Here is an 18,949-nt window from a genome sequence, read left to right on the forward strand (position 1 = left end):
TTATTCCCAAAAACGAATGGGATATTGCATACAATTATGATCTTCTTCTCCCTGCAATACTTTCCCAATGCGTTGCAGCGCCTCACTATTAATGGTAGTTTCAATATGCGGGAACAAAATTCGCTCTTCAAAACGTATATGTTTTTCCAGCAATTCACTCAATTGTGTAATATCATTGCAGGTAACATGAATGGCCATTTGTTTAAAATATTGCTGCAATAAACGATGCTCAGTTAACATTTGTTGAATGCCGCTGTTTAATACAGGATAAGTATTCCCTAAATTACGCAGGCAAATTTCTTCTAACTGAAAATGGTGTTGCAAATCGGTTTCCCAAAAATGAATGGAAAAATCGCAGATAATTTTTATAGCTGCATTTTTGGCAATCCCCTTTTTCAACAACAGGCAAAATAATAAGCCATTGTGATGCTGCCTTGACAGTGGCTGCATGGCTTCTGTTCGTTTAATGGGCATTTAATCTAATGATTGTATGATGGTAATAAATTCTGCCGCCTGTAAAGATGCCCCACCTACCAATCCGCCATCAACATCGGGTTGCGAAAACAACTCTTTTGCATTGGCAGCTTTTACACTACCGCCATATAAAATGGAAACAGATTGTGCAATATGATGGCCATATTTTTGTTCTAATTGCTGACGAATAAAAGCATGCATTTGCTGTGCCTGAGCTGTTGTGGCTGTTTTGCCGGTTCCAATAGCCCATATAGGTTCATAAGCAATAACTATCTGCTGTATTTGTTCAGTGGTTAAATGAAAAATGGATTCAACCAATTGATTGGCAACATACTCGGTTTCTTTACCTGCTTCTCTTACAACCAATGGTTCACCACAACAAAACAAAGGTTGCAATTGGTGCGCTAAGCATAGGTCAATTTTTTCTGCCAGCATGGCATTGGTTTCATTAAAATATTCTCTCCTTTCACTATGGCCTATTATAACATATTGTACACCTACCGATTGCAACATGAAAGCAGCCGTTTCACCTGTATATGCACCTGATTTTTTATGGGAACAATTTTGTGCGGCAATAAAAATATTTTCTTTTCCACCACATTTTTCTACAGCCATGGGTATATAAGGAAATGGAACAGCAAAAATTACTTCCCGACCGGGCAATAGCGCCAACGGCGCCTGCAATATATTGGTTAATAAAGTGGTACCTTCTTCCAGGTTTAAATTCATTTTCCAGTTGGCGGCTGCAATTTGTTTGCGCATGTTGTTGATAATTTAATTCAATTTAAAAATAAAGTGTTTACTCACTCAATTGCTCAAAGATATGCTGCAGTATTTTAATTTCATGATTTGATAGCCTGCATTTTTTAAATTCCATCCAATGTGAAATATCCGCTATTGCCTGCTTCAAGTTGTATTTTTTTTCTAACCCCCATGAAAAATGCGGCAGGTGTCTGGGCAACAAACCCGCTCCAAAAACATTACAACAAATACCCATTACAGTAGCCGTGTTGATGGAGGAATTGATGGCTACACGGGTATAATCGCCCATTAAAACGCCACATTTTTGCAGAAGATTACCATAGGTTTTTGTAGCATCATTCCACACCGAAACCGGGGCTCCGCTATTTTTTATGTTGCTATTGCTGGTTCCTGCACCTATATTACACCAGTTCCCAACCACACTATCACCTAAATAACCATGATGCGCTTTGTTGCTATAATCCATGATAATACTGTTTTTAATTTCACCACCCGCCACGCTATACCTGCCAATTGAAGTGCCTCCATAAATAGCAGCTCCCATTTTTACTACAGCATTTGCACCAACGGCAATGGGGCCACGTAACAAAGCACCTTCCATCACCAAAGCATTTTCGCCAATGTATACAGGGCCATCGTTTGCATTGATGGTAACGTGTTTTACTATGGCATCAGGTGCTATCCATACTGCATTAGGATTTTCAATACGATTGGATGCATCCATTGTACCCGGTTGTTGTAAAGAACGAACTAATGTAATATCTTCCTGAATGATGGCTGCATTGAACCGAAACAAATCGGTAACAGATTGCAGCATTTGAAGGGAATGTTGAAATGAATTGGGAACAACAATATTATTTGTTTCATTTCGAAAAAAATTTAGAGCCATTACATAATTGCCACAAAAAGCAATCATCCGGTTTTGATAAATAACAGATTGTCCGGGCCGTAAAGCAACCAATGTATTCAACAACTCAATATTGGGTAAAATATTGGCGGCAACATAAATTGCTTCATTTTCAGGTACCGATGGGTATAAATTGCATAAATAATCTATTGTAGCAATATACACCGTAGTGCCGGAAAATTTTTCCCAACGTTCTTTTTGCGTAAAAATGCCAAAACGCAAATCAGCTACCGACCGGTTCACTGAAAAGGGATAAAAATCATTCCGCCAATCGGCATTATCGTACAATACAATAGGTAGCATATAGCAACTTTTTAAAATGAAAATTTATATTTCATAACCAATCATTTCCATGCTCAACAAATAGTTGTATCCAGCGTTTTCTGTTGCTGTATTTTTCCATATCAATAATTAAATCTTTTCTGGACAGTGTAGCAAAATCCGGCAAAGTACCCAATCGGCTTTCAATTTGTTGTAATTGTTCAATGGCCAGAAATCCCAAACAATATACCGCAGCCATGGTATAATTAAACAAACGTTTTTGTTTGTCAGGTGCATTCAGGGTATTGATTTCGTTTTTTAACAATAGAACTTGTTGCTTATAAGCATGCTGTATAGCAGCAACAGAAGAAGAATGGTTGGCAAACGTATAAATTCCCGCCCTGCTGTCTTTGTAAGTATCAAACAAATCATTGATCATTTGAATAATAGTACCTAACAAATACCAGCATTTTTTTTCTGCCCCGGTACCTTCCACATCCATATAAAAATAACACATCAGCACTGCAAAGCCGCCTTTACGATGGGTTACAGACAATAATGTTTCTGCTGAAATAGATAGATTGAATTGTTGTAAAGAATCTTTCTGGGCCGTAAACATATCATGAAACAAAGCAAGATATGCTTCCTTCTGTTTTACTTCCTGCAATAAATACCGGTGAATGGCTCTGATGAGATATTCATCATCCGACTTAGGCGTATAATCATCACCCGAAAAAGTAAGGGCTTCAATTTCAGCAACAGTTAATGCATGGGTATCAAAAAAATCATCGTACATCGATGCCATTACAAAATAATTTACCAATCGGGTTTTTTCAGCAATAGTAGTATAACGTCCATGCAATTGCGTAAAAGCATCGCAAACAATGGGGGTATAAATGGCATAACTAATAATGGATTTTTGTTTTACCGCATCAGCTATTAAAACTCCATGTTTTGTTTCAATAGCTGCAATCAGTTCCTGTGCAAAACGCTTCGATTGCCGCCTGCTTATAATAAAATGCAACAAAAGTTTGAAAACGACCGGAATGGCCAGTATGTATTTCTTTAAAGTTTCCACAGATTACAAAGAAACTATTATTTAGCATATCATTTTCATAGAATCAGAACCATGCTTTTTGTTACATGCCAAACAAAACAAGTTTAGTAACTTGCAGTTTTATTCAACAAATCATTGCACCATGAGTTTAGGCACATTTTCTTATCCCATGCCGGCCAATGAGCCGGTTTTACAGTATGCACCCGGAAGTAAAGAACGGGAATTGCTCAAAAAAGCATTAGCCGAATTAAAAGCAGCTACAGCAGATATACCCATGTATATTGGCTCTAAAGAAGTGAAAACCAATAAAAAAATAGCACTGCATCCGCCACATGAAATAAAACACACTTTAGGTTATTTTCATGCAGGAGATGAAAAGCATGTACAGCAAGCCATTGATGCAGCATTAACGGCCAGAGAAGCATGGGCTGATATGCCTTGGGAAGACAGAGCAGGGATTTTCTTAAAAGCTGCCGATTTGCTGGCTACGAAATACCGACCCTATTTGAATGCAGCCACCATGTTGGGGCAAAGTAAAAATGCTTTTCAGGCAGAAATTGACAGCGCCTGTGAATTAATAGATTTTTTACGATTTAATGTTCATTATTTAAGTGAAATATACCGGCAACAACCCAATAGTGCCCCAGGTATGCACAACCGTATGGAATACCGACCTTTAGAAGGTTTTGTAGTTGCAATAACCCCATTTAACTTTACTGCCATTAGTGGTAATTTACCTACTTCGGCTGCCATGTGCGGTAATGTAGTAGTTTGGAAACCAGCCAATACGCAGGTATTTGCGGCACAGTTGTTTATGAAAATATTGCTGGAAGCAGGTTTGCCACAAGGGGTAATTAATTTAATTTATGTGGATGGGCCGACTTTGGGAAAAGTTTGTTTTAATCACCGGGATTTTGCCGGTGTGCATTTTACCGGTTCAACCGGCGTATTCAATACCATGTGGGAAACCATTGGAAAAAATATGGCCATATACAAGTCATACCCCCGTATTGTTGGCGAAACCGGAGGAAAAGATTTTGTAGTAGTACACAAATCAGCCGACGTTGATGTAACCGTTACTGCATTGTTACGTGGTGCTTTTGAATATCAGGGACAAAAATGTTCTGCGGCATCCCGGGCATATATTCCTTCTAATCTTTCTGAAAAGATCAAGAAAAAATTAGTGGCAGGTGTGAATAGTTTTAAAATGGGAACCGTAGAAGATTTCAGTAATTTTATGAATGCCGTAATTGATGAAAAAAGTTTTGACAAAATTAAAAGTTATATTGACGGAGCCAAGCGCTCTAAAAAAGCTTCCATTTTAGTGGGTGGTGAATGCAGCAAAAAAGAAGGCTACTTTATACAGCCTACCATTATTATAGCAGAAGATCCGAAATATGTAACACTTTGTGAAGAAATATTTGGGCCTGTACTTACCCTGTATGTATATCCTGCCAACGAATTTGAAGCTGTATTAGATTTGGTTGACGGTACATCACCTTATGCATTAACAGGTTCTATCATAGCAAAAGACCGTGAAGCCATTGTTTTGGCTACACACAAACTACGCAATGCTGCCGGTAATTTTTATATTAATGATAAACCTACCGGAGCGGTAGTTGGGCAACAACCCTTTGGTGGGGCCAGAGCCAGTGGTACCAACGACAAAGCAGGAAGTATTTTAAACCTGTACCGCTGGTTAAGTGCCAGAACTATTAAAGAAACATTTAACCCTCCCGTTGATTACGGTTATACCTTTATGCAGGAGTCATAACAAGAATACAATAAATAAAACACAAAAAGCAGCCCATTCTTATGCCAGGGCTGCTTTTTACATTTGAAGGGATATATAAAAATTTATTCAGGCATTAATTACATGTATTACTCCGTTACTTGCCATTATAGCAGTAGCAGTAACCATTGCTGTGCCACCTTTAGCATCAGTCAGCAAAACCTTTACATCATGTAACCTTGCCTTCAACATTCCTCTTGCAAGTTTATATTTGGGCAGTACCGTGTACTTTTTGAATGGCAGCCTTTACATATTTGGCGGTTAATTTACCCGGTACAATATTGTAAGTTAAAATTTTAATGATCAAAGCCTTGTTTTCAGGCTTCAATAAATTGGCAATGGTACCATCCGGCAATTAATTAAATGCTGCATTGGTAAGAGCAAAAACCGTAAAGTGCCCCTTCCCTTCTAAAGCCTGCGCCAATCCTGCTGTTTTAACGGCAGCAATGGCTAAAACTGTTTTCTGCGCTTGTACCGAAAACGAACCCGGCAAAAGAATTGCTGCAAAGGCAAAGAATAATAATTTTGTTTTCATAACGCATTTTTTTAACGATTGTGCATAACAAAAGGTTAGATTATTTTCATATTTTAATAAGATATTCTATTTTGTGTAATGATTACAGGCAGCAATAATTTTTTTCATTCAACAAAAAAGTTTGAATGAAATAGAAAATTCATTTAAAAAAATTTTGAATCAACCTGTTTGTAAGAATATTCATTTTAAATACAGCAAACTATTATCCATTCAATATGCAATTTCAACTTATATTAGAATCAAATACGCCTGCTATCATTGGTTTAAATTACCAGTATCCTTTATCGGCCGCTATTTATAAAATTATACAACAGTCTGACGAAGTTTATGCCCGCTTTCTGCACAATGCCGGCTATACATCCGGCTTCAAATCCTTTAAATTGTTTACCTTTTCCAACCTCAATATTCCTTTTGAAATAAAGGGAGATAGAATGATATGTACAACCAATCGTGCCACCTTGTTAACTTGTTTTCACATGCCGGATGCGGCCACCCATTTTATTAAAGGTATTTTTCTACATCAACAAATTACTATAGCCGACAGCCGTTCAAAGGCACATTTCATGATTAAAGAAGTACAATTATTGCCAACTCCGAAATTAGATGCCATAGCTACTTTGTGGTTTGTACCTGCCAGTCCGTTAGTAACCGGACTAAAAAACAACAGGGGGCATTATGATTATATGTCGCCGCTTGATCAGGGTTATGAAAATAGTATCCGTTATAATTTAGTAGAAAAATGGAATAGCATTCACCCTTTAAGTACAGAAGAAAAGCAACAACTTTTTGAAACCATTCAAATAAAAACAGCGTATTATGCCACGCCTCCAAGGCACAGATTAATTACTATAAAAGAAAACACACCTGAGGAAACCAAAATTAGAGGATACGAAAAATTTAAAATACAAATAAAATCCCCGGCTCCTATCATTGAATTCGCCATGAACGCAGGTCTGGGTATTTATAATGCCATGGGCATGGGTTGCATTAAACCATTGGAATAAACAAAGCATATGGATCAGCAAAAAATACAACGATTGCTTCGCCTGTTAATGCTATTATCCGGACAAAAGCGATATAATTTACAGGAACTTATATCCAGAATGGAAATTTCTGAACGAACCATTTACCGGTATTTAGAAAGTTTTGAAACAGCCGGTTTTGTGATAGAACGCAACAATGGCAATTATCGGTTACAACAGGCACACAGTGCCACCAGAACCCTTCAAAATTTAATGCATTTTACCGAAGAAGAATTACTCATATTATTTGATACCCTTTCTTTAATTGAAGGAACATCTGCCATTAAAGAACAGCTAATCAGAAAATTAAACATGCTGTACGATTATAAAGTATTGCAATCATTACAACAAACAGATGATTTGTTGAAAATACAAAGCATTGCCCAGTCTATTCGGCAGAAAAAGCAGGTACTATTTAAAAATTACCGTTCATCCAATAGTAACATCATATCAGACAGAAAAGTAGAACCATTCGATTTTACAGCCGATTACCGTTCTGTTTGGTGTTATGAACACCAAAGCCGGCAATGCAAACAATTTAAATTAGCCCGTATACAAAGTATAGCAATATTACCTAATACATGGGAAAAGGAAGAAAAACACCACATTCATTTTACCGATGCATTCCGTATTTCGGCTAAAAAACCGGTGGGCAAAGTAGTTATAAGGCTCAGCTTAAAAGCGTATAATTTATTGGTAGAAGAATTTCCGCTCACAGCAAAATACATTGATAAAGAAAAAAATACGTATCTTTTAACCATTGCTGTAGCCGGATTTCAGGGTATTGGGCGATTTGTACTGGGCCTGCCCGGCGAAATAGAAGTATTGGGTAGCCCGGAATTCATAGAATTTTTAAGTAAGGAAAGAAAAAAATTTTAACTGACGGAAGTTGGCAGTTAAGTAAATGAAATTTGTGAGTGAGATGGCCGGAGGTGGAGCATTTTAAAACAAAATAAGTTTTAAAGTAAACCATTGTTTGTGAATATGAAGGAAGATAATGATGGAGGAGTTGGAAGGGGTATGAAGAGGGAAGAGTGAAAGAAATATTTTCGTAAATAGCAAAAATTGATACAGCGAAATGATAATGATTTTATAATAATAAAAGTAAAGCTTGTGAGAGAAAGTAAAAACATAGAAAATGATTGGTTAACAAAAACAACCGGTGATCCTTTTGCCGATACCGGAGGCTTTGTGATAAAATATTTATGGTCATTACCTTATTTAGAAGACAAGGATATTATTGGGTTGATAGATTATGTTGCAAATATCTATGTCAATAAATGGGGTGGAAAATTGCATGCTTTCTTTTTGAATTCCACTATTACCCAACCGGCTTTTAAAGGGCAAAGAAAGATTGATGAAACATTAAAATATTACAGGAGTTTAATCGATGAATCAATATATCACCAGAAAGGCTATTGTAGGATTTCAGGAAGAAAAACAAAATTGTTTTCTGCTGGAAGAGATAACCATATTTTGTCAGGTTCGGGTACTTTTGTCAATTTTCATCACAACTTTGAATCAGGATTATTTCTTTCAAAAGAGATGATGATAAGGATGTTTTTTGTTCCATTGGGGGTAATATTGATTGGTAAAAATATTGGTTTGATACAAAGTAATCGAATTGATGTACAAGAATATTTTGTAAAAAAGGCATTATTGGGTGTTGATGGGATTCTTTCTAAAATCACAAATTCATTACCATCGAAAGGAGTACTAAGGTGTTCATATTCAAATCCTGCGATTGCGATATTCTCGTTTGCAGATGAATGCATTTCCAATATGAAAATTGCAACATTTGATCAGGAAACAGAAGAAGCGGAAAGCGAAGGTGTTATCCTTAATTTGTATTACTTCTCAAATTATGGTACAGACCCCAATATTCAACTATTTACAATGCCTGCATCATTGTTTAAATTTTACACTAAGTGCACAAATAATCCAAATTACCAACCTGATTGGAGATTGTTCATCAAGCATAATTACATAAAATATCAAGGTTATAAGCCAAACTATAATCAAGACAAAGAAAGTTATATTGAGAAAGCGAATGAAATAATTGAAATGAAAAACAATGTCTATGAATTATTGTCCCAAAACAATGATTTAAACTTCAATATTGCCAAGGTAGGAGAAGATAAAGGATTTGCTCACTTTAATAAAGGGGATTATGATAATTGGAAACAGAAAAGTAAAAATTATTCAAATTGGCAGAAAGAATCAAGTGTAAAATCTCTTTTAAACGAAACGCCTATTAAGACAAAGAAAGGTGATTTTATTCTTAATTATCAAATTGAAGATTGTTCAAAAAAATGGGTAAACATAATTTACGAAAAACTTTTAAAGCAAGAATCCATTTTACCAAATATTGCAAACTATCTAAGAAAATGGCATAAAACAAACTCTTTTAATTTCAAAATTGTAAAATTGTACACTTTAAATATTTTAAAAATGAAAAGTTCAACATTAACACTTATCGAAAAAGTAGCAGATGAAGTACTCAAAGACGAAAGTAATTTGAAGAAAAATCTCAATCAAAATATTTCTACTTCACGATACGAAACATTGCGTTCATTTATAATTAAACTCATACGACAAAATCACAAAGCAGGCGCAGAAAACCCAATTATAACTTTGGAGGAATATGTGCAAGATTTATTTTATGAAGGAGGTAATTGGAGAGAAATTCGTGATTTGCTACTCATATGCCTTTTTCAGAAAATGCATGAAAGGAAAATATTTTTTGATATTGAGGAAGATGATGAATTGGAAGAGGATATTAATGAATTTGAAACAGAAACAATAAATTAATTAACAACTAAAACTAAACAATATGAATGTCCAAGGATTAATTTTAATTGATGTAAATGGAGTTGCATTAAACAATGCAGGAACTACCCAACAAGCTGGCATTGAGAATAAAACAGTAACAAAAAAAATTTCGAAAAACGGACTGATATACACTTATGTGTCTGGGCAAGCTTGGAGATATTGGTGGAGGGAGGCTTTGCAAAAAGAATTTAACTGGAATATGTCGCCAATAATCAAAGTGGATGGTAAAAGTCAGGTTTATACTGCTGCAAATCCAATTCAATATGATGATGATGATATATTTGGTTATATGAGAGCTGAAAAAGAAACTGAAAAAGATGAAAAAGGAGAAACTAAAAAGAACAAAAACGGAAAGGATAAAGAGAAAGATGTTACAGTAACAAGAGTATCACCTTTGAAAAATTCTGTAATTATATCGGTGGCATCAACAAGACCGGTTTCTCATTTTTCAAGTGCATCAAGGCAAAATGATGTGCCTGTTCCCTATGGGAAAGATGAATACAGTGCAATAATGAAAGGGATGTTTTCTTTGGATTTGGAACAAGCGGGGACATTTGCTTCTTATAACAAAACAGGTTTTAAAAATATCAATGAAAAGCTATTTAATGAAGCAAAAGAATTAAAAGGTGCGTCCATTCTTCAGGACAAATATGTTAAGGATAAAAAAGGAGAGTTTGAACAATTAATTAGATTACCTATAGAAATCCGAAGAAAAAGAGTTATTGAAACGCTTTCAGCATTAAAATTTATTAATGGAGGAGCAATGCAAACCAATAATATGGATGATGTTACACCTAAATTTATTGTTTTAGCAACTTTTAAAACGGGAAATCATCCTTTTTCACATATCGCTAAACCTGACAGTATTAATGAGAATAATGTTCAAATTAATATTAATGGGATAAAGGAAATCCTTAAAGACTACAAAGACCAATTCATAGGAGATGTTTTCATTGGAAAAAGAAGTGGCTTTCTGGATGAGTTCAGTGGAGAATTGGAGGAATTGAAATCTTTGGGAGATGAATACCCTAAAGTTCAAGTTGCTTCTATAAATGAAACGATAGATAATTATTGCGAACAATTGAAACAACAATTAGTATAATGGAACTATACACCATTGATATCAGAAGCTGGACCGCCAGCTTCCGATATCCAAATTTGATTAGCGGAATTCAACCAACTTTGGAAGTTCCGCCACTTAGTACTATTCTTGGATTGATAAATGCTGCAGCAGGGTTTTATATAAATTATAAAGAACTTTCGATTGGTTATTATTTTGAGTACCAGGGAAAGGAAATGGATTTAGAAACCATTTATATGATAGATAATAATAAAGGCAAGCCAAAGAATGAAGCAAAATCAAATGTTATAAAGAGAGAATTTTTGTTTGAAAACCTTTTACGGATTTATACTACTGATGAGGCTATTGTGAATTATCTAAAATACCCGGTATATCCTTTGGTATTAGGCAGGATGAACGATTTAGCTTCTGTCGATGTTAAAGGGATACATAAAAAAGAATTGCAGGAAATAGAAAACGCAGATAAAATAAGAGGTCAGATTATCCCTTTTACAAACAATCATCTTCCGGGTGTTATTCAGGCATTACCAAAATATTTTTCAGATACAATACCGAGACAAAATATTGGGACAGAATCTTATTCTATATTAAATCATCATTCCAAGGTAAAGAGTAATTTAAAAGCTTATCGTGATGTTATTGGAAAAAATGAAGTAGATATTTATATGCATCACTTAAATTTCGCGAATATGTGAAATCAATTTTTGAATTAATTAAGCATGGAACTTTTAGCAAAATCACAACCCCGAATAAGTCTCAAAGAGCATATAGATGATTGCCTTAAAATTTTGGAATATTTAAAGATTTGTTTTCCTAAGGCTGAATCAATAATGCATGATATTGATTTCTGGGATGTTGTCAGGTTAGGTGTGATCTTTCATGATTTGGGGAAAGCTCATATTGAATTCACAAAGCTTTTAATGGGACTTGCAAATGAATGGACTGGACAAAGGCATGAACTTTTTTCTATTCCATTTATAGATGGTTTGGAAATTGATAATTCCACAAAGCAATTGCTAAGGTTAGCCGTTGCAGGTCATCACAGAGATTTTGAAAGGTTGAATAGAGATTATATCACTAACACATACACTTCTAATAATAGAGATGATGAATTTCGCGAAGATGAAATGTTAGTTTATGAAGAAGAATTTGCTAAGGTTAATGTCGAAGGTGTACACAATTTATTAGATAATGAATTCCATATTAAACTAAATAGTTACAGTATAAAATCACCGGAAAAACTCATACTCTCTTATCTACGAAAAGCAAGTTCGGGTGAGGTTAATATTAAAAATGCGGACTATTTTAAGCTGTTGTTATTATTTGGAGCTTTGAAGCATTGCGATCATTTAGGCTCAGCTCGAATGGGAAAGATTGAATTATTAGATGATAATTCATTTAGCTTTTTGGACAAACAAAGATCTCAATTATTATGTGAAGAAAAGAATTTTTACGCACATCAACTAAAATGTGCTGGTACGATTGGCAATGCTATTTTAACTGCACCTACCGGATCTGGTAAAACAGAAAGCGCAATACTATGGCTACGAAAGCAAATGGAAGAATTTGGACAAGGCCGTACTTTTTATGTCCTGCCGTTTACGGCTTCTATTAATGCTATGTATGAGCGATTGTCGTCTGATAAAGGAGGATTGGGCACTTCAAAGGTCGGAATGTTGCATGCGAAATTACAGGATTACTTGTATGATTATCTGGATAATGTTCAATATGTAAATACTTCTAAAAAAGAAGCAATAAATAAAATTAGGGATAAATTTAAATCACTTTCAACACCATTAAAAGTTATTACTCCTTTTCAGTTGATAAAAAATCTGTTTGGATTAAAAGGTTTTGAACAAGGCATGTTCGAATGGACCGGGGGGTATTTTATTTTTGATGAAATTCATGCTTACAGTCCGGAAGTTTTTGCCCAGATTAAAGTTTTCGTCGAATACGTTGTTTCAATTCTTAAAGGAAAGGTTTTTATTATGACTGCAACAATGCCTTCCTTTTTAAGAACAGAATTAGAAAATTCAATTGGAGGATTTACTTCTATATCAGCCGATGAAAAATTATATAGGGCATTCGATAGACATCAGATAATTTTGAAGGATGGATTATTATCCGATAGTCTTCATTTGATTGAAAACGATTTAAAGGCAGGAAAGAAAGTATTAGTCGTTTGCAATACTGTTCTTCAATCCCAGGAAGTTTTCAGAAAATTAAAAGAGCATGCAATGAATGCTCTTTTGCTTCATGGTGCTTTTACAGGAGAAGACAGGACATCACATGAGAAGGATCTAAAAAAAGGGGAAAAAGACATTGAGAATCCGATTCAACTTTTAGTAGGAACTCAGGCAATTGAGGTAAGTCTGGATATCGATTATGACGTTATTTATACGGAACCGGCGCCAATAGATGCTTTAATACAGCGATTCGGTCGAGTGAATAGGAAAAGAAAAAAAGGAATTTGTCCTGTTGTCGTTTATAAAGAAGCCAATAAAAATGATAAATACATTTATAGACCGGCATTAATTGAAAGGACTATTGAAGTTTTTGAAAATATCTTGTCAAGAGGAAACAATATTATTGAAGAACGTAAACTGCAAGGATATATTGATTTCGTTTATCCAAATTGGAATGAAAAAGAAAAAAAATCTTTTCACGAGATTTATCACCTCTTGAAATATTCAACGGAAAATCAACTTATCCCTTTAATACATTCAAAGAATAAAGAAGAAGATTTTTACAAACAATTTGATGGAATTAAAGTGCTACCAGTTAGATTAAAGGAACGGTTTGAGGATTATTTATCTAAATATGATTTCATTGGAGCAGAACGTTTAAAAGTACAAATCAGGAAAAATAAATTTGCTCAACTTATAGCGGAAAAAGATCAGAACTTATACAAGACCTCTTATTATTTTGAAACAGAAAAAGGTAAATTAATCTCCATTCCATATTGGGTATTGACTAAAAAATATGATCCGGAAATTGGTTTATTATATGATGAACAGGAAGTTTGGGTTTCAGAAGTATATTAATACAAATTTGATCCTATCTTTCATCATACCAAAATCCCCAAAACCCTCATTTCAATATCTCAAAATGAAATCCAAACCAAAACCAAATAATTCTAAACCCCATACGCCCCTTGTTTTAACTAAAAACCGACGGGTTGGCATTGCCTATAATTTCATTGTTCATGTACTAACTATGAAAACCAATATTGTAAAACAGTGGTTTCATGTGTTTTGATTTTTGTAGCGGAAATGTACACGATTGTATTTTTAAAGCATATTCCTCCTGTATAAAATATGTAAGCAGCTAATTATGATAAGGTACTTCAAAAAATTGCTGGGCACTAATTTAACACCGCTGCTGATTGTTAGTAACATCATTTTTGAAACTGATTTAATTTTTATATTATCCCATCAACATGCAAATTACCGCTACACATATTAATTACTATTTTGTTTGCAAAAGAAAGCTTTGGCTGTTTTCGAATGGCATTAGTATGGAGCATACTTCTGAAAATGTAAAAGAGGGCAAATTATTACATGAAACCAGCTATCCGCAAAGAGCGGAACGGTACAGGGAAATTGAAGTATCATTCCCATTTAACACAACTACCCTATTGGGTAAAATTGACTTTTATGATGTACAACAAAATGTTATTCACGAAATCAAAAAGAACAATACAATGGAAGATGGGCATGTATGGCAGATAAAATTTTATATGTGGTTAACGCAGCTAAACGGATTTAAAAATACAACAGGTATATTGGAATATCCATTATTAAAAACAACGAAAAATATAGCAGCGCTTACCTTAACCGATATTGAAACATTAAACAAAGTTTGTATAGAAATTTCAGAAATAGCAGCATCCAATACCTGCCCGCCTGTTATTCAACAAAAAATTTGTAAAAAATGTGCTTATTACGAACTTTGTTATGTAACTGAATAAAATATTTGCTTTCATTTTTTCTAATTAAAATTTTCAATACCGGTATGAACATTTAAAATTTATTGCTACTAAAATCTGCCCTGTCATTGTAATTTTTTAAAAATTTAAATAGTAATCATTGCAATATTCATCAAACCTTTAAAAAGTAAAAATATGGAAAAAAAACCAGGTCTTTCCAGCACAAAAGCCGAAATATTAGCCGCTTATAATGATTTACTGAAAAAAAAATCTGCAGAAAACGATAAAATTCCCAAAGATGAAAAACTGCAGGAACAAAAAGACGAAATCATTAAATCGGCTGCGGAATTTACCCCACAGAGTATTGTAAGAGAATTAACGGATGTTAAATTAAAACTTTCCGGATCATTAGATGCGCTTGAAAATGCTTTATTGTATCAATACAATAAATTAGAAAAATTACAGAAAGCCATACAGTATGAATCTGCTTACTTAGAAGATTTATATGGCATAAAGGCCAATGCTGAATCACTTGCCGTAATCATTGCAGTCAATAAAGAAAAAAAACAGGCATTCGAAAAAGAAATGGAGGAAAAAAAACTGGCTTGGGAAAAAGAACAAAAAGAAAGAATACAACAATGGAAAGAAGAAGATGAACTTAGAAAAAAAGCATTGCAGCGGGAGGCCGAAGAATATAAATATCAATTAACTGTATCCCGCAAAAAAGAGGAAGATGAATACCAGTCAAAAAAAATAAAGCAGGAAAATGAACTGGAAGAAAAAAGACTGGTAGTAGAAAAAAATCTGGAAGAAAGAGAAAAGCTAATCAGTGAAAAGGAAGACGAGTTAAAACACTTACGCATACAGGTTGCTGATATGCCGGAAAAAATACGCAATGAAGTAACCTTTGCCGTACAACAAAAAGAGCAGGAATTAGTTACCCAATATAAACATGAAAAAGAAATATATACGAAAGTAATGGAAGGCGAAATAAAATTGTTGCAACAAAAAATTTCGTCACTTGAAAATAAAATTAATGAACAGACTATGCTTATAGAAACATTAAATGAAAAAGCAAATACTGCAGGTAACCAGGTTCAAAATATTGCATTGAAGGCATTAGAAAGTGCAGCATCATTCCGTATGCAACCCATGGAAAAAAGAGAAGAAAAAGAAAAATAAATGAATAAAAAATACCGTATTTGTAATATAATCCTGCATGAAGCCATTTACTTTCACAAAATTTAAAAGATATACAAACACATTTTAGTTTGATGGTAATATTATAAAAACTACATGAATCAATATTACAGGTAACCCTTTAGTAAAGCATGTTTTGCAATAGCTGCACAAAACAATATTACCTAATAAATAATGATAGCCTCACCGGTATTTGTAACTACATTATGCAAAACAAAAAAAAGACATGCGCAAATCGTACTATTTATTTAATCCGGGGCGGCTAAGCAGGAAAGATAATACCCTAAAATTTACACCTGTTGATGAAGATGGAAATGAAGGCCCGGTTAAATACATACCAGTTGAAGGGATTAACAATTTATATGCATTTGGAAGTTTAGATGCCAATAGTGCTTTATATAATTTTTTGGGTAAAGAACAAATCAGTATTCATTTTTTTGATTATTATGAACATTATACCGGTTCTTTCATGCCTAAAGACTATTTACTGGCCGGCAAAATGCTCATTGCCCAAACCAATGCATACAGCAATACAACTGCAAGATTACACATTGCACAACAATTTGTAAGTGGCGGTGCTGCCAATATGCAAAAAAATTTGCGTTATTATTACAACAGGGGTAAAACCATTGAAAGTTCTATTGAAAAAATTGATGCGCTGATGCGTGCCATTCCTGAAACTACCCATATTGAAATGCTGATGGGTATAGAAGGAAATATACGCATAGCCTATTATGAGGCCTTTGATAGTATTATTACCCATTTCGAAATGGGGAACAGAACCAAACAACCCCCATCGAATGAAGTAAATACCATGATTTCCTTTTTAAACAGCATGTGTTACAGTTTGTGTTTAGATATGATTTATCATACACAACTCAATCCTACCATCAGTTTCCTGCATCAGCCCGGCGAACGAAGATATTCTTTAGCATTAGATATAGCAGAAATTTTTAAACCGATATTGGCCGACAGATTAATTTTTACTTTACTAAATAGAAAGCAAATTCAGGCACATGATTTTGATAAACAGCTCAATAGTTGTCTGTTAAAAGAAAGTGGTCGTAAAATTATTACCAAAGCCTGGGATGAAAAATTAAATGAAACCATACAACACCGTTCATTAAACCGACAGGTTAGCTACAAACATCTGGTAAAATTAGAATGTTACAAATTAGTAAAACATATTTTGGGCATGGAAACATACAAGCCATTTAAAGCGTGGTGGTAAAAATGGAGATATTTAAAATTAAATATAAATTAATATAAAAAATGTATATTATTTTAGTATACGATATAGAGCAAAAACGGGTAGGTAAAATGTTAAAACTATGCAGAATATATTTAAACTGGATACAGAATAGTGTTTTTGAAGGGGAGATTACAGAGGTAAAACTAAAAGAACTGATAGTCAAAGCCAAAATAATGATGGATATTAAAACCGACAGTTTAATCATTTTTAAAAGCCGACAGGAAAAATGGTTAGAGAAACAGGTAATTGGTAAAGAAAAAAATGAGGTAGATAATTTTATTTAACATCGTCTACCACCCTGTATGTAGCTTTAAGGCAACTACAAAAACATGTAAGTTTTTATCATAAAATAGCACCAATCATACTTTCATCGCATCGTCGAACAAAGGCTGCAATAATATTATCACAGATCGACTACTTTTTAGTGCAAAAACCTTAGTTTTACCTTATTAAATTACATTGTAAATCAACTGTTTATCATTTGCTGATAAGCGGCTTTTAATCGTACCATATTGGAATTGAAATAGTTTTTCGTCACTCTCATTAAGCAATGGGTTAGTGCCTTTTAATCGTACCATATTGGAATTGAAATGAACATCAAGCCGGCACTAATGATGATGATACAGCTTTTAATCGTACCATATTGGAATTGAAATTAGCTAATGTTAAAAGAATCGGCTGCACTGGTTACTTTTAATCGTACCATATTGGAATTGAAATACATTTGAACCTATTGACCATTTTGTATTGTCGTTACTTTTAATCGTACCATATTGGAATTGAAATATAACAAAAGCACTCTAAAAGAAATGCGTGATGCCCTTTTAATCGTACCATATTGGAATTGAAATACAATATATGCATGGGCAAAAACAGCTACAAAGCCGACTTTTAATCGTACCATATTGGAATTGAAATCAGGTTACACTTTTGCAGAAATTATTGAATGATAGCTTTTAATCGTACCATATTGGAATTGAAATTTGCTTAATGAGAGCGCGTAAAAATTTGGGGTATTCTTTTAATCGTACCATATTGGAATTGAAATTCTAAAGGTGTGTATCCATTTGCTGCACCTTTATTCTTTTAATCGTACCATATTGGAATTGAAATGGTAAAACATTAGATGCAAAAATTATTCATGAACCACTTTTAATCGTACCATATTGGAATTGAAATTGTTTTTATAGTTTCAGAAATTAACGGCAAAGAATACTTTTAATCGTACCATATTGGAATTGAAATACGATTAAAGCAGCTGCACCATTAATTGCCGGTGTCTTTTAATCGTACCATATTGGAATTGAAATTAAAAGCGACAGTTTACGTTGTCAGCGTTGTTTTCTTTTAATCGTACCATATTGGAATTGAAATTTGTTTAAAATTTATGGGTTAGTAAAAATTAAATACCTTTTAATCGTACCATATTGGAATTGAAATTTGGTACTTCAAAAAATAGAAAATGTACACACACCTCTTTTAATCGTACCATATTGGAATTGAAATTATCAAGGAAACATTAATCAATCAATTAGCGCTGACTTTTAATCGTACCATATTGGAATTGAAATTTCAATAACCTCATTTGCTGTTTCGGCATCTAAAACTTTTAATCGTACCATATTGGAATTGAAATGTGTTATTAGATTTCGATAACGGTGTACATCGTATTACTTTTAATCGTACCATATTGGAATTGAAATAAAATGAGTTTAAGCAGTTTACCGAAAGTAGATTTTCCTTTTAATCGTACCATATTGGAATTGAAATTCATTTACAACATCTAATACATCCTGCCACGTTTCAACTTTTAATCGTACCATATTGGAATTGAAATCAATCAGGA

Annotated in this window: 17 protein-coding genes and 1 CRISPR repeat array (1 of these 18 cut by a window edge); of the genes, 11 read left to right on the forward strand and 6 right to left on the reverse strand. The window is 33.9% G+C overall.

The window, feature by feature from the left end; translation table 11 throughout:
• From EO766_RS00860 to EO766_RS00875, 4 genes are read right to left on the reverse strand one after another with little or no spacing between them, the layout of a single operon-like run.
• Entirely contained in the window at positions 1–474 is a 474-nt protein-coding gene (locus EO766_RS00860) for a hemerythrin domain-containing protein (RefSeq protein ID WP_074417731.1), read from the reverse strand.
• The gene (gene tpiA / locus EO766_RS00865) at positions 475–1,236 is read right to left on the reverse strand and encodes a triose-phosphate isomerase (RefSeq protein ID WP_074417732.1); all 762 of its coding nucleotides are present in this window, start codon (positions 1,234–1,236) and stop codon (positions 475–477) included.
• 37 nt (positions 1,237–1,273) lie between these two features.
• Positions 1,274–2,446, reverse strand: a complete 1,173-nt coding sequence (locus tag EO766_RS00870; protein ID WP_074417733.1) for a putative sugar nucleotidyl transferase — start codon at positions 2,444–2,446, stop codon at positions 1,274–1,276.
• Between the two features lie 31 nt (positions 2,447–2,477).
• Positions 2,478–3,482, reverse strand: a complete 1,005-nt coding sequence (locus EO766_RS00875; protein WP_074420039.1) for a class 1 isoprenoid biosynthesis enzyme — start codon at positions 3,480–3,482, stop codon at positions 2,478–2,480.
• A gap of 121 nt (positions 3,483–3,603) precedes the next feature.
• Here EO766_RS00875 and pruA point away from each other — a divergent pair, with 121 nt between their 5' ends.
• Positions 3,604–5,235, forward strand: a complete 1,632-nt coding sequence (gene pruA, locus EO766_RS00880; protein ID WP_074420040.1) for an L-glutamate gamma-semialdehyde dehydrogenase — start codon at positions 3,604–3,606, stop codon at positions 5,233–5,235.
• An 87-nt stretch (positions 5,236–5,322) separates the two neighbouring features.
• On the opposite strand, the gene EO766_RS00885 is transcribed toward pruA, so the two are convergent.
• Complete coding sequence (locus tag EO766_RS00885) at positions 5,323–5,445, reverse strand: fasciclin domain-containing protein (RefSeq protein WP_218331332.1); 123 nt, start codon at positions 5,443–5,445, stop codon at positions 5,323–5,325.
• Between the two features lie 163 nt (positions 5,446–5,608).
• A complete protein-coding gene (locus EO766_RS00890) occupies positions 5,609–5,788 on the reverse strand; it encodes a fasciclin domain-containing protein (RefSeq protein WP_218331333.1) in 180 nt (59 codons plus the stop codon).
• Between the two features lie 215 nt (positions 5,789–6,003).
• On the opposite strand from EO766_RS00890, the gene cas6 reads away from it, so the two are divergent.
• The 10 genes from cas6 to cas2 all read left to right on the forward strand — a co-directional run bounded on the left by cas6 (position 6,004) and on the right by cas2 (position 17,387).
• Positions 6,004–6,792 (forward strand): CRISPR-associated endoribonuclease Cas6, encoded by a 789-nt coding sequence (cas6, locus tag EO766_RS00895; protein WP_074420041.1) that lies wholly within the window; start codon positions 6,004–6,006, stop codon positions 6,790–6,792.
• A gap of 9 nt (positions 6,793–6,801) precedes the next feature.
• Positions 6,802–7,689 (forward strand): helix-turn-helix transcriptional regulator, encoded by an 888-nt coding sequence (locus EO766_RS00900; protein ID WP_074420042.1) that lies wholly within the window; start codon positions 6,802–6,804, stop codon positions 7,687–7,689.
• A gap of 186 nt (positions 7,690–7,875) precedes the next feature.
• The gene (locus tag EO766_RS00905) at positions 7,876–9,621 is read left to right on the forward strand and encodes a hypothetical protein (RefSeq protein ID WP_074420043.1); all 1,746 of its coding nucleotides are present in this window, start codon (positions 7,876–7,878) and stop codon (positions 9,619–9,621) included.
• A gap of 22 nt (positions 9,622–9,643) precedes the next feature.
• Complete coding sequence (gene cas7i, locus EO766_RS00910; RefSeq protein WP_074419201.1) at positions 9,644–10,744, forward strand: type I-B CRISPR-associated protein Cas7/Cst2/DevR; 1,101 nt, start codon at positions 9,644–9,646, stop codon at positions 10,742–10,744.
• Complete coding sequence (gene cas5b, locus EO766_RS00915; protein WP_074418437.1) at positions 10,744–11,418, forward strand: type I-B CRISPR-associated protein Cas5b; 675 nt, start codon at positions 10,744–10,746, stop codon at positions 11,416–11,418. The genes cas7i and cas5b overlap by 1 nt, the downstream gene beginning before the upstream one ends.
• A gap of 24 nt (positions 11,419–11,442) precedes the next feature.
• A complete protein-coding gene (locus tag EO766_RS00920) occupies positions 11,443–13,767 on the forward strand; it encodes a CRISPR-associated helicase/endonuclease Cas3 (protein ID WP_074419200.1) in 2,325 nt (774 codons plus the stop codon).
• A 395-nt stretch (positions 13,768–14,162) separates the two neighbouring features.
• Entirely contained in the window at positions 14,163–14,693 is a 531-nt protein-coding gene (gene cas4 / locus EO766_RS00925) for a CRISPR-associated protein Cas4 (RefSeq protein WP_074418435.1), read from the forward strand.
• Positions 14,694–14,846: 153 nt separating this feature from the next.
• Positions 14,847–15,833 carry a hypothetical protein gene (locus tag EO766_RS00930; protein ID WP_143439653.1) on the forward strand — a complete coding sequence of 329 codons (987 nt, stop codon included), beginning with the start codon at positions 14,847–14,849 and terminating at the stop codon, positions 15,831–15,833.
• Positions 15,834–16,077: 244 nt separating this feature from the next.
• Positions 16,078–17,082, forward strand: a complete 1,005-nt coding sequence (cas1b, locus tag EO766_RS00935; RefSeq protein ID WP_074419199.1) for a type I-B CRISPR-associated endonuclease Cas1b — start codon at positions 16,078–16,080, stop codon at positions 17,080–17,082.
• A gap of 41 nt (positions 17,083–17,123) precedes the next feature.
• Positions 17,124–17,387, forward strand: coding sequence for a CRISPR-associated endonuclease Cas2 (gene cas2 / locus EO766_RS00940; protein WP_074419198.1), 264 nt, complete (start codon positions 17,124–17,126; stop codon positions 17,385–17,387).
• 211 nt (positions 17,388–17,598) lie between these two features.
• A CRISPR array of direct repeats spans positions 17,599–18,949; the repeat unit is 30 nt; unit sequence CTTTTAATCGTACCATATTGGAATTGAAAT (it continues 515 nt past the right edge of the window).

The organism is Hydrotalea sp. AMD (genome assembly GCF_004100315.1).
In the GTDB taxonomy this organism is placed as follows: domain Bacteria; phylum Bacteroidota; class Bacteroidia; order Chitinophagales; family Chitinophagaceae; genus Hydrotalea; species Hydrotalea flava.